Source organism: Blastocatellia bacterium, from assembly GCA_035573895.1.
In the GTDB taxonomy this organism is placed as follows: domain Bacteria; phylum Acidobacteriota; class Blastocatellia; order HR10; family HR10; genus DATLZR01.
Window position 1 is genome coordinate 1 of sequence record DATLZR010000055.1, and the last position, 12,351, is coordinate 12,351.

Genomic DNA, 12,351 nt, shown 5'->3' on the forward strand with positions numbered 1-12,351 from the left:
AGGAGCGGCTCCGCACCCGCCATACCGACCGACCATCTTCTCTGGAGCGACGGCTGAAGATCGCTCACCAGGAGATCAACGAGTACCGCCACTTCGATTATCTCATCGTCAACGACAAGCTCGATGAAGCGCGCCGCGCGCTCGAAAGTATCATCTGGGCCGAGCGTCATCGGCGTGCCCGGATGGAACATATCGCCCGGAGCATCCTTGCCACGTTCGAGCAAGATCGGTGAGGCGAAAGCTGACAGAGAGATTCGTCGTGACGTCCCTCCCGAAGAACGGGCGATGCGTGGGAGGGCCCGTGACATCGGCAACTCCTTACGGAAGGAGCATGGAGCAGACACCGTGAAAATCATTCTGGGAGTGACCGGTTGCATCGCCGCCTACAAGGCGGCAGAAGTGTTGCGCCAGCTTCAGCAACGCGGAGCCGAAGTTCGCGTGATCATGACGCGCCATGCTTGTGAATTCGTGCGACCGCTCACGTTTGAAGCGCTGTCCCGGTCGCCCGTGGTGACCGATATGTTTGCTCCCGGACTCAATCTGCCGGTCAAACATATCGAGCTGGCCCGCTGGGCCGATCTGCTGCTGGTGGCCCCGGCGACGGCCAACACGCTGGCCAAATTCGCGCACGGACTGGCCGACGATTTCCTCTCGACGGTTTATCTGGCCTTCCAGCACCCCGTCGTCGTCGCTCCGGCAATGGATCAAGAGATGTGGCTTCACCCGATAACGCAGGAGAACATCGAGCGGTTGCGTCATCGGGGCGTCGTGATCATCGAGCCGGAGTCGGGGTACCTCGCCTCGGGGATCGTAGGCGAAGGACGCCTGGCCGATCCGGTAGTCATCGCCGACCGGGTCATGGACGTGCTGTCCTCCCGACAACGGGAGAGAGATTTCGTCGGGCAACGGGTGCTGGTGACAGCCGGGCCCACCTGCGAAGATATTGATCCGGTGCGATTCATCTCCAACCGGTCGAGCGGGAAGATGGGATATGCGCTGGCCGAAGCCGCGCTCCGTCGAGGGGCTCAGGTGACGCTCATCACCGGACCCACATCGCTTGTTCCTCCTCCGGGCGCCGAGGTCGTCCGCGTGCGCCGCGCCCAAGAGATGTACGAGGCCGTCCTCCGCCACGTCGAAGCCGCCACCATCGTCATCAAAGCTGCGGCCGTCGCCGATTATCGTCCGGCGAGCACCCAACCGACCAAGCTCAAGAAAGGGACGGCGCGACTTCTCCTCGAACTCGAACCGACGACCGATATTCTCGCCGAACTGGGCAAGCGAAAGGGTTCTCGCATCCTCGTCGGATTTGCTGCCGAAACGGAAAACCTCATCGAGAATGGGAGGGAAAAGTTGCAGCGCAAAAACCTCGATCTCATCGTCGTCAATGACGTCTCCCGCGAAGATGCGGGATTCGGATCGGACTTCAATGCCGCCCTCTTGATTGATCGCTCCGGGAGCGTCGTTGAACTCCCGCTCATGTCCAAGCGCGAGATGGCCGAGCGCATTCTCGATCACGTGAAAAGATTGTGGACGTAGCGCGAACGTCTCCCGGCTGCGAAAAGCGCGGGTGACAGTTCTCGAGAACCATCGCTCATGGAGTGCTGTCCGGAAACGATGAAAAAGAAGCACAGGGTGACCGATGGGCCGATGAGCCGATCGGTGACTTCGTGCGTATTTTCGGAGGACTCATTCACGGGCACTCGCAGGCCACGAACGATGAAATCCTGGGAGCGAACGTCTCTTGCGGGCGTGAACGAACCAGCTAGAGGCCCGCGTTCCCAGGGGATTTTCGGAGGAAGATGATGGCGAGTCCCTCCGTGCGGCAGGAACTCTCGGACATCCTTGCCGGAGTGCTCGATCAGGTGAGGTATCTTGAAGCGCTCGGCGTGTCCGAGGTGGAGGATGCTCTTCTTCGCCCGACCGTCCGGCAAGGACGCAGCACGACCGAGGCGGATCGGCAGCTCCGGCTCCCGCAGGAGAGGATGAGCCCAGAGGCGACGGTGACCTCAGTGCCGCCTATCCGGGAATCGGTCGTGTCGCCACCGCCCCCCGAACCACCGCGGGTGCCGCCTGGAGACCGTCCCGGTGCAGAGGAAGGGAGTCGCACCATGCCGATGAGAAAAAGCCGATCCGATACCGGCGCGCAACAATCGCTCTTTGGGGAACTGCCGACGGTGGCGGAGGCTTTGCCGACAGACCACACGCTCGATGACATCCGCCGAGATGTCGGCGACTGCACGCGCTGCAAGCTGTGCGAGTCGCGCACTACCATTGTCTTTGGCGAAGGGAATCCCCGGGCCCGCCTCATGTTCGTCGGCGAAGGTCCCGGCGCCGATGAAGATGCTCAGGGACGACCCTTTGTCGGACGCGCCGGTCAGCTCCTCACCCGGATGATCGAGGCCATGGGCCTGCGCCGCGAAGATGTCTACATCACCAACGTCGTCATGTGTCGTCCACCGGGGAATCGCACGCCGGAACCCGACGAAATCGCCACCTGCGAGCCGTTCCTGTTCCGAAAAATCCGCGTCATCCGACCTGATGTGGTCGTCGCCCTCGGCGCCATCGCCGCCCAATCGCTTCTCCGCACCAAAGCGCCCATCAGTCAGGTGAGAGGACAATTCTTCGATGCTCACGGGACCAAAGTACTCCCCACCTTCCATCCGGCTTTTCTGCTGCGGTCACCGGAGAAGAAGAAGGAGGCGTGGGAAGACCTGAAGAAGGTCCGCGACTATCTCCAGGGGCTGCGCTCGAGCTGACGATTGAGCCGCGTTCCATCGGCGCACCGAAGAGAATTCGCAAGCGAGTTCGCCTCTGGGAGCGTACGCTTTTTGTGCACCTCTGCCCGCAAGATGAGAAGGCTCCCACAGGGCACGGCCAATTGAACGAAAGGACGATCAAAGCGAGAGTCTGATGCTCACTGTTCGATGCGGAAACAGGAGATGACGTGATCCGGCGGCTGCAGGGCCTTTGCTAAAGCATCGGTATGGTTCCCTCGTTGCCCCCTCCCGGAACGCGGGGACATCGTCGGTGATTTTACGCGGCATCGAAGCGGTGGCCGGTTCGTTGAATGAACACATCTTCGAGCGTCGGCCGGCGCAGGGTGATGGCAGCGATCAAGCCGGGGAAGGCGGCCCGCAGTTCGGCCAGGAATTCGGTGCTTCCCTCGTGACGAAGGCAGACGGAGGAATCAACGATCGTGCTCTCGATGCCAAAGCGCGTGCGAATCTGCTGCTGGAGGGTGTGCGGCTCGGTGGATTCGATCACAATGACATCACCACCGACCTGAGCCTTCAGCGCCGCCGGGCTATCCAGTGCGACCAACCGCCCCTGATCGAGAATGGCGAGGCGATCGCACAGCTCCGCCTCATCGAGAGAATGAGTGGTGAAAACAACGGTGAGTCCCTGCTGGGCTCTCAAGGAGCGAAGATAAGCCCACACATCGAGTCGAGCGCGCGGGTCGAGCCCCGTCGTCGGTTCGTCCAGAAGAAGAAGCCGCGGCCGATGAAGCAATGCCTTGGCGATTTCCACGCGACGCTTGAGTCCGCCCGACAGGGTTTCGACGAGATCATTCGCCCGATCGGCCAGATCGAAGCGCGGGAGGAGATCGGCGATGGTCTGATTCAATGCTCTCCCTCGCAGGCCGTACAGATGCCCGTGATGGCGCAGATTCTCGGCGACCGTGAGCTTGCCATCGAGACTCGGCGACTGGAAGACGACGCCGATCTGCCAGCGGACGGCGTGGGGACGCTGGCCGACATCCTCTCCCAGGATCTGCACCCGACCCCCGCTGGGAACGAGAGCCGTCGAAAGGATGCGGAAGAGCGTCGTCTTCCCTCCCCCGTTTGGCCCCAACAGCCCGAAGATCTCACCTTCACGGACGTCGAAGGTGACGTCGCACAGGGCCAGCCGGTCACCGTACTGATGCGTCACCCCTTCGATGGCGACTGGTAGTGTCATAGGGAAGGGCCTCCGCTCCTCCGTAAAACCCCCGATTACTGCAACCGCGTATCCACACTCCCTTTGCCATCGGTCATGATGGGGAAGACCTCTTCAAATCGGGTGCGGAAGGTGTTGATCTTGTTGATGTCAAGGTCAGTCGGAGGAAATCCCTCGGGCACCACGAGGATGAAGGCCAGTCGAAATCGCTTGGGAGCCACCCGGACGGCGGGATCGCGCGGGCCCTCGGCAGCGATGATGTCGCGCACGTGAATGTCACGTCGCGTGCCCACGAGAGTAAATCCCAGCTCCGGTTGATTGGCTTTCGTCCTCCCGTTGGTGTCAGAAGGATTGGTGATGAGGAAGAATTTCGCCTCCTCGATTTCCTCGGGTTCGCGCAACCCCATCAGGTACTGGTCAATGTGGCTGAATCTTTCGTTGGCACGGAGACAGATGAAGCGATTTCCCGCGAGTCCCCCCTGCCACTCACAGCCGTCTTCTTGAGACGCATCCGTGCTGAAGAAGAAACTCCAGGTCGCCCGTTCGGTCCCCGCCAGAAGGTCTTCGCTGGGAACGCCATTATCATCGAACCGGGCGTAGGCAATCCAAGCGTGAGCCACCATCTGCGCCAGAATGTCCATCGCCGATTTGCTCGGGTTCCGTCCGTTCGGTGGATTGGTGAATTTCAGGTCGGGATCGAGGGGATAGGAACGCAACAGATCCATATTGACGACAAGACGCAATCGCCCCGCACTGCCGAACGTCGCCGTGTCATCGAATTCGCTCAGGCCGATGCCTCGGATATCGTTCATCACGCGGGCGAAGACGGGGAACAAGAAGTTATTGGTGGGATCTATCCGCCCGCTGATCGTCAATCGCTCGAAGGTGCTGGCTCCGTAGACAATCAGCTCATCGAACACGTCAGGAAGGCCAAGGCGATAAAACCGTTGAGCGACTTCGCGGAAGAACAGGCCAGCGCGGAAGAGTTCCCCGATGGGGAGGTCACCCTGGCGCGCCGGCGGACGGAAGGGAGTCGGTTGCTGTGGATCACTCGAGACGTCGGACAGGTAGTGCACGCGCCAGAAGGTGGTTCGCCCTCCCGGCGAAATCCCCACCAATCCCTTCACCGATTCCACCCGGGAATAGCTGAGACGAATGCGCCCGGAGGCAAACAGCGTCGCCTGAAACGTGCTGCGGGGGACCTTTTGCGGGTCACCGATTTCCGGGACATTTTGCCAGGTGACGGTGAACCGATCCTCCGACGCCGTGAAGAAGACCAAACCAATGCGCGAGGGATCAAAATCGTTCCACAGGGGGCTGATGCGCGGCTGCTTGGTCACAAACTTAAACTCAGTCGGTGAGGGATCCGGATCGCCACTGTCAAACGTGAGGTTCCCGTTGGAGTTGATGAAAAGACTCTGACGCGGCGTGCCGAAGAACGGGAAGGTGAAAGGAAGAGGAAGTTCGACGGAGTCGTTATCGCTGAGGATGACGCGCTGTCCCTGCTCGGTGATGAATCCGGCGTCCAGGAGCACAGCATCGTAGCCGAGGAATCGTCCCTGACGATCCGTCACCGGTATGAATTCGACCGTCTTCGACTGGAGATTGAATTCGTTGAAGAGGTTTTTATCGGCCACCATGATGACGATGTCGCCGTAAAGTTGCGCCTCCGGTTGATATGTGGCCGCGGACGTCGCCAGCTCCAGCGCCTGAATGGATACTGGCGGCTCCTTCAGATAGTGATCCCAGGCCGGATCATCAACGATGCGAACGATGCCGCCATCATGCCCGAGCAGTAGAACGCGAGGCTGTGACGGACTGATCGTCAGAGAACGAAAAACGATCCCCTCCGTGAGTCCCATGACCTCGCGCCAGAAGCGCCCGCCATTGAATGTCTTGTAGAGGCGATTCTCCACCCTCGGACCTTCAACGGGCTCGCCGATGACCGTATAGAGGACATCGGGGTTTTCCGGGCTGATGGCCAGAAGCGGAGGATAGGTGGGATGATGAAGCCGACGCGGCAGTCCCGCGTTAATGGCCCGCCAGGTTTCTCCTCCATCGGTCGTCTTGTAGATTCCGTCCACTTCGGTGGCGGCATACACGACGCCAGCATCGCGAGGGTCAACCACCAGATTCACGACCGGGGTGACCTCAGCCGCGCCAATTGAAGGCGGCAATCCCCGATTGACCGCGCGCCACTCTCGGCCCCCGCTGTTGCTCCGCCACACACCGTGTCGCGCGGTTCCGAGATACACGATTCGGTCGTCACCGGGTGCCCGTTCGATGGCCAGGGGGATCAGCCCCTGGGGCAATGTCTGGACCGTCGTCCAGTGATGTCCTCCATCCTCGCTCACGAGCAGTCCCCGACGCGTTCCGGCGAAAAGTTTCCCGGCGATCTCTTCCGCGGCGAACGTTTCCTCGGCGAGAACCCGCTTCCAGCGCCTTCCCTGTTCGCCCAGAAGGAATAGCCCCGCCCGGCAGGCGACCAGGAGTGCTCCTTGTCGAGTCGTTCGGAGCTTGTGAATGCGGGAACCTGGCGAGAGAGTCGGTACCCGACTCCAGTTTCGACCATCATCGAAACTGACCGCGAGCGTCCGTCCCGTTGCGACGAGAATGCCGTCAGGTCGCCCTCCGCGCGCCGTGAGACCACATCCCAGGAGCGCCACAAGCAGCAGAGCTGCCGCGCGCGCGCGAAGCATCCGCGTGAAACGCGCCGAGGCGATGACGATGATTCTTCTCTCCTGCTGCCTGACGGGCGATCTCTCCCTGCCGGAACCCATCGGGAGAAATCTAATCAGGCTCACCGGTGGAGCGAGCCGGTCCAACAGTCTTCTCACGTTTTCAACGCCCTGATGGTTCATTCTCATCGGTCCTTCCTGCAACATTCCATTCTCGCCTACGGGTGGCAGCTTCTCACAACTCGAAAACTTCGTGGCGCGTGGTGAGGCGTGCCACCCGTCGTTCATTAACCTGATAACCAATGCCGGGAGTCATGGGTGCTTCGATGGTCCCATCGGGAGCCACCTCGACGGGAGGATCAATGATGTCCTGTTCCCAGTATCGCTTGCTGGCCGAGACATCGCCCGGCAAGCTAAACCCGTCCAGTGTCGAGAGCGCAATATTATGCGCTCGTCCGACGCCGGACTCCAGCATGCCTCCGCACCACAGGGGAATCTGCTCCTGGCGACAGAAGTCGTTGATGCGTTTTGCTTCGGCGTAGCCGCCGACGCGCCCGAGCTTGACGTTAATGATACGACAGGCTCCCAGAGCGACGGCACGCCGGGCATCGTCAGGGCTGCGAATGGATTCATCGAGACAAATCGGCGTGCGTAATTCCTTTTGCAAGGTGGCGTGATCAACCAGGTCATCGTGGGCGAGTGGCTGTTCAAGCATCATCAGATGAAAGTCATCGAACCGCCGGAGTAGCTCACGATCCGCCAGAGAGTAAGCGGAGTTGGCATCCGCCATCAACGGGATGGTGGGGAATTCTCGTCGCAGCGCGTGGAGAATATCGTAGTCCACTCCCGGTTTGATCTTCACCTTGATGCGCCGATAGCCGGCCGCCAGCTCTCGCCGAACTTTGTCCACCAGCTCCGACAGCGAAGGTTGAATCCCGATGGACACCCCACATTCGATTTTCCGTCGGGTGCCGCCCAGCACTTGCCACAGCGGTTTGCCCTCGCGTTTCGCCTGCAAGTCCCAGCAGGCCACCTCCAGCGCGGCTTTGGCCATCCGGTGGCCCCGCACAGCGCGAAAGAGAGGGAAGACCTCATCCGGCGATGAGATGCGCTGTCCGAGCAGCCGGGGAATGAGATAGGTGCGCAAGATGAGCCAGGCGCCATCCAGGAACTCGTGGTTGTAGAAGGGATGCTCGGGAGCGGTGCATTCTCCCCAGCCGTCGCAACCATCCTCATCGAAGACGCGAACCAACAGGATGCGTCGTTCCTGCGTTCGATCAAAGCTCGTCTCAAACGGAGCCAGCAAGGTCATGCGAATCTCTCGCAGTTCGACTCGACGAATTTTCATCAGCGCGTGCGTCCTCCTCTCACTGGTGAAGAAGAACCATTGACATCGGGAGTCATTCCCCTCAAAAACTCGATCTCGGTGGCGTTTGACTGAAGGTGCTGGGAATTTCCGGCCCGATGCCCTCGGGGGGGACCGGGGTCACGGGCATTTGCACCGGAGGACCGACGGCCCGCGCCGGGATCGGAGCGACCAGCGTCACCTCTCCCGACGGACCGAAGATGGATCGCGTCGGGATGCGCGGAGCCGGAGCAGGCGCTGTCGGTGTGATTCGTGCGATGACCTCAGCAAGCGTTGTGGACCGCGGCTCCGGCGAGAGGGGATGACCGGCGACGACCTGACACTCCTCGGCCGGAGGCAGGATAACGCCCGCCCGCCGCATCAGCCGCGCAAAATCGCTCCGACAGATCGGCGCCGTTGGAATCCACCCATATTCCGGTCGAGCATGGAACTTCTCCAGCTCAGCGATCGCTCGTTCCACCGTCCAGTTCCCGGCCGGAGACGCTCCCCCCGAGAGTTTGACCAGGAGCAAGGCGACCATTCCCTGCGTCAGCAGGCTCCGTCTCTGCTGAACCAGCGTCACCGCGCGGGTGTAATCAACCGGAAGCGCATCCCCTTCCCGGAACAGATCCGTTTGCATGGGAGGAAGGAGTCGCGCGCGCTCCAGAATCGTCCTCATGGTCTTCTCCGTCACGACGTCGCGCGGGCTCCATCCGGTGGCAGGAAGAATGCGCCGTCGCAGAAGCAGCGCGAGAGCGTCCTGCTCATCGCCTGTGGAGACACTTTGCGGCGACAGGGTCTGCGCAACAAGCCGAGCGAACTCTCCGAGGGTGATCGTGACTCCGTCGGTGAAGACGGCGCGAGCGCGAGCGACAGTCACCGGAGCCGCCGCATTGGTCACCCGTCGAGCCGCCGGGCTCGCGGCAAATCGCGTGCCCGCCACGATCTCCCTCAAAACGGCTTCCGTGAGAACACGCGACGGCTGCCATCCGTGTCGGGGGCTGTAGCCGAGTCGCGCGAGCGCGGCGACAGCAAGCTCTTCACTCCAGCCTCCCGGAGGAACATCCAGCACAAGCGCCCGAACAAAAAACAAAGCAAATTCGCCTTCGGTGATCGCCCGGCAGCAATCCTCGAACGCCGTCGGCTGACCGGCGCGATGGTCAGAAAGGGAAACAACGGGCGGGCCGGAGAGCTGGCGCTGGGATGGTTCCCCTTGCGCCCCCGTGAGACCCATCGTCAAACTCCCCAGCGCAAGGGCCAGCGCGATTCCCTTCCCCATTCTCGAACGGTTCATACCATTCCTCCATCAATACGTCGCAATGCGATGTGGGAGAGGTTTTCCCGTCCGGCATTGCGGGCGGACGGGAACATCCGCGCTCCTTCATGACTGCCGTTTGAAGGAGAACCATTTCCACCGGGAACTCGGTCCGGCAGAGACCTTCGCCTCTTCCTCTGATTCAATCGGCTGATAGCCGTAGTGGTAGTAATGGCGGTAGTAGTATCGCCTCTTCTTGAGATCAATGTCGTTGAGCACGACGCCCAGGATATGATCGTTGGCCTGCTTGAGCATTTTGACGGCCCGCCGCACGAGCTTGCGGTCGGTGCGATTGTGCCGAACGACGAAGACGACGGAGTCCACGACCGAGGCGATCACGGTGGGATCGCTCACCGACGCTACCGGCGGTGAATCAATGATCACCCAGTCGAACCGCCGTTTGGCCGCTTTGACGAAATCCAGCAAGACAGCACGATCCAGCAAAGCGAAAGGATTCTGCGGCGGCTTGCCGGCCGGGATGAGCCAGAGGTTCGGCGTATCGGTTTCGCAAATCACCTCGTCGAGTTCGGCATCGCCGGCCAGATACGCCGCCATCCCCGCTGTGGATGGAATCGGTTGCCGCAGTTTCTTACTCTCGACCTGGAGGGTCCATTTATCGAGCGCGCGAGCGACGGCTTTCATCAGCGTGCCGACCTCAAACGGCTTGGTGATGTAGTCGTAGGCTCCCTGGCGCACCGCTTCAATCGCCGTCTCCAGCGAGGCATGACCCGTGAGAATGATCACTTCGGTCTCCGGCCGCAGGGCTTTGATCTTGGCCATCACTTCGGTTCCGCTCATGCCGGGAAGATTCAAATCAACGATGGCCAGGGCAACCTCCTCTTCCTTGAGCAAATCAATGGCCTCCAGCCCATCGGAGGCCGTGAGAATGCGGCTGACCGGCATTTCCATTCGGGTTGACCCATTGGGTGACAACAGACGGCGAATCGTCTCCGCCACCAGCTCGCGGATCGGCGCTTCATCATCCACGATCAGGATAGCCCCCCGGCGGTCCGATAGCCGTCGGGGCATCGTCAATCGTTTGTGAAGCATCGGACGCCGCAGATCGAAATCCACGAGCAACGTCCGCCCTCCCAGCAAAGCTGCCGTTCGGGCCAGGTCAGCCGAAACCGTCGTCTTTCCTTCTTCCACCGTGGCGCTGGTCACCAGTATGGCCTGCGTTCCAGCTCCTCGCCGAGAGAATTTGATGTGCGTCCAGACGGCATGATAGGCCTCGCGCCGGGCAAATTCCGTTCCCTCGGACGCATGGGGGATTTCCCCGAGCGCCGGAAGTTCCAGCAACCGTTCGACCTCTTCCGCATCGCGGATGGTGTTGTCAATGAAGTCCTTACCGATGACAATCCCCAGGCCGAGAAAAAGTCCGGCAAAAAAGCCGAAGAGCAGAACCTTCGGACTCTGGCGATTGATCGGGACAGTGGGCGGAACGGCTCGATCCACCAGAGTGAGATTGTTGCGCAAAAGCTGGCCACTCAACTCCACCCGATTCAAGACCTGCTTCAACTCACCGGTGATTTCGCTGGTGATTCGCTGCTGGATGAGGTTGTCCAGGACGCGCGGATCGGTGCTGGCGCTCTGAATCTTTTGCTGTTCGGCATCGCGCGCTTGCCGGGCTTGCTCTTCTTTGATGCGGGCGGCTTCGACATCCCGTTTAAGCTGAGCCAGCGCCGCGGCGACGGCCGTCGGGATTTGTTGCTCCAGAGCAGCAATCTGAGCCCTCTTTTGCACCACCCGGGGATTGCGTTCGAGGTATCCTTTGCTCAGCAAGTCCTGGCATTCCTGTTCGAGTTTGGCTCTGGCCTGAAGCAGGGCGGAGAGTTCGGATCCTTCGGGCAGGAGTTGAGCAATCACCTGCGGTGAATCCTGGGATGCGACCGCCTGTTCATAACGGGCTTCCGCTTGCTGACGCTCCTGCTGAGCCTGAGCCAGAGCACGGGTGGCTTCCTGAAGAGCCCCGGTATCGAGCTGCGCTCCCGACTCCTGAAAGGGAACAATGCCTAACTGACGAAAAGCCTGTTGCAGCTCGACAATGGCTTGTTCTCGATTCTCTCGATTCTTCTCCAGGAGTTTTTCCAGCGCGGCGATCGTTTCATGGAAGCTTTTGCGGCGGGCTTCGAGATTATTTTCCACGTAAGCGGTCGCAATGGCATTGGCCCAATCGGCGGCTTCGATGGGCGATTCCCGCGTCACCTGAATTTGCAGCAGTCGCGTCTCCTGAAGCTGAGCGGTCGCCAGCGATGCCCGCAATTCCGCCACCAACTGGTCGCGCCGGTAATTCTTGTAGGACGGAAGGGCAATCAGTTGATCCGCCGCTCGCTCCAGCACCGTGTTGCTGCTGATGATCCGATGTTGCGAGTTGAAGTAGTACTCGTAGTCGTAGTAGCTGTTGAACTGCGGCTGCATGACCGCCGTGGTGGGATCAATTTGAGCGGCGGGCAGTTCAATGGCAACGGTCGCCTGAGCGCGATACAACGGCTTACGTAAGGCTCCCGAGATGAACGCGATGCCGGTGCACAGGACGATCGCTGCGACGATGGTCCATTTCCCCTGCCAGACCACGTCGAGGTAGTAGCGATAGTCGAAAGACACCAATGGACTGTCGTTCTCCATAAACCCAACGGCCATTTTAGCAGCCTTCCCAAGCCCGATCAACCAGATGACGCACGCCCTGCCCCCGCACAAAGTCCCCCCTTCCGAGGATAATGGTCCCGCAGCTTCTCGCGCCCGTTCTTTGCCCTAGACCTGGACGTTCGCGCGACTTTTCCATCATTTCCGACGGAGACTTTCCTGCGGATGAAAGGTCCCCACCGATCAATCATCCGCGGGCGATTCTCATCGTTTCCGGGCCGAAGCCCGTGGAGTACCCCTTCCACCCAACTGATGGAAGGCCAACAGGACCGATCATGTCAGGGGCCGGCTTTCTGATGACAGGCCCGGGAGATATTGACAACAGGCCTCCAATTCATCAATGATTCTCCGCCACTTTTCGTTTGCGTGGTACGGACTATGCCAATCACGGCGACATGTAGAAGGTGTGAGAGACGAGCAGTTGTGCTCTTGCT

The 12,351-nt window shown here is 60.6% G+C and carries 8 protein-coding genes; 3 read left to right on the forward strand and 5 right to left on the reverse strand.

Annotated elements, in window-relative coordinates:
- The 3 genes from VNM72_05975 to VNM72_05985 form a co-directional block, all read left to right on the forward strand.
- The coding region (locus VNM72_05975) for a guanylate kinase (protein HXF04946.1) at positions 1-233 on the forward strand (233 nt) is incomplete at its 5' end.
- Between the two features lie 112 nt (positions 234-345).
- Positions 346-1,536: a bifunctional phosphopantothenoylcysteine decarboxylase/phosphopantothenate--cysteine ligase CoaBC gene (gene coaBC, locus VNM72_05980; protein ID HXF04947.1), complete on the forward strand. Its 1,191-nt coding sequence runs from the start codon at positions 346-348 to the stop codon at positions 1,534-1,536.
- 263 nt (positions 1,537-1,799) lie between these two features.
- On the forward strand, positions 1,800-2,756 hold the full coding sequence (locus VNM72_05985; GenBank protein HXF04948.1) for a uracil-DNA glycosylase: 957 nt from the start codon (positions 1,800-1,802) through the stop codon (positions 2,754-2,756).
- A 277-nt stretch (positions 2,757-3,033) separates the two neighbouring features.
- Here the strand turns inward: VNM72_05985 and VNM72_05990 are convergent, their stop codons facing one another.
- The 5 genes from VNM72_05990 to VNM72_06010 form a co-directional block, all read right to left on the reverse strand.
- Positions 3,034-3,957, reverse strand: coding sequence for an ATP-binding cassette domain-containing protein (locus VNM72_05990; protein ID HXF04949.1), 924 nt, complete (start codon positions 3,955-3,957; stop codon positions 3,034-3,036).
- A gap of 35 nt (positions 3,958-3,992) precedes the next feature.
- Entirely contained in the window at positions 3,993-6,803 is a 2,811-nt protein-coding gene (locus tag VNM72_05995; protein ID HXF04950.1) for a hypothetical protein, read from the reverse strand.
- A 46-nt stretch (positions 6,804-6,849) separates the two neighbouring features.
- A complete protein-coding gene (gene menC / locus VNM72_06000) occupies positions 6,850-7,962 on the reverse strand; it encodes an o-succinylbenzoate synthase (GenBank protein ID HXF04951.1) in 1,113 nt (370 codons plus the stop codon).
- Between the two features lie 61 nt (positions 7,963-8,023).
- On the reverse strand, positions 8,024-9,253 hold the full coding sequence (locus tag VNM72_06005) for a hypothetical protein (protein HXF04952.1): 1,230 nt from the start codon (positions 9,251-9,253) through the stop codon (positions 8,024-8,026).
- Positions 9,254-9,340: 87 nt separating this feature from the next.
- A complete protein-coding gene (locus VNM72_06010) occupies positions 9,341-11,914 on the reverse strand; it encodes a polysaccharide biosynthesis tyrosine autokinase (protein HXF04953.1) in 2,574 nt (857 codons plus the stop codon).
- Positions 11,915-12,351 lie beyond the last annotated feature (437 nt).

Bases quoted from the DNA above. Each gene is read 5' to 3' on its own strand.
- VNM72_05985 (HXF04948.1), top strand. From the start codon at position 1,800: ATGATGGCGAGTCCCTCCGTGCGGCAGGAACTCTCGGACATCCTTGCC.
- VNM72_05990 (HXF04949.1), bottom strand. From the start codon at position 3,957: ATGACACTACCAGTCGCCATCGAAGGGGTGACGCATCAGTACGGTGAC.
- VNM72_05995 (HXF04950.1), bottom strand. From the start codon at position 6,803: ATGAGAATGAACCATCAGGGCGTTGAAAACGTGAGAAGACTGTTGGAC.
- menC (HXF04951.1), bottom strand. From the start codon at position 7,962: ATGAAAATTCGTCGAGTCGAACTGCGAGAGATTCGCATGACCTTGCTG.
- VNM72_06005 (HXF04952.1), bottom strand. From the start codon at position 9,253: ATGAACCGTTCGAGAATGGGGAAGGGAATCGCGCTGGCCCTTGCGCTG.
- VNM72_06010 (HXF04953.1), bottom strand. From the start codon at position 11,914: ATGGCCGTTGGGTTTATGGAGAACGACAGTCCATTGGTGTCTTTCGAC.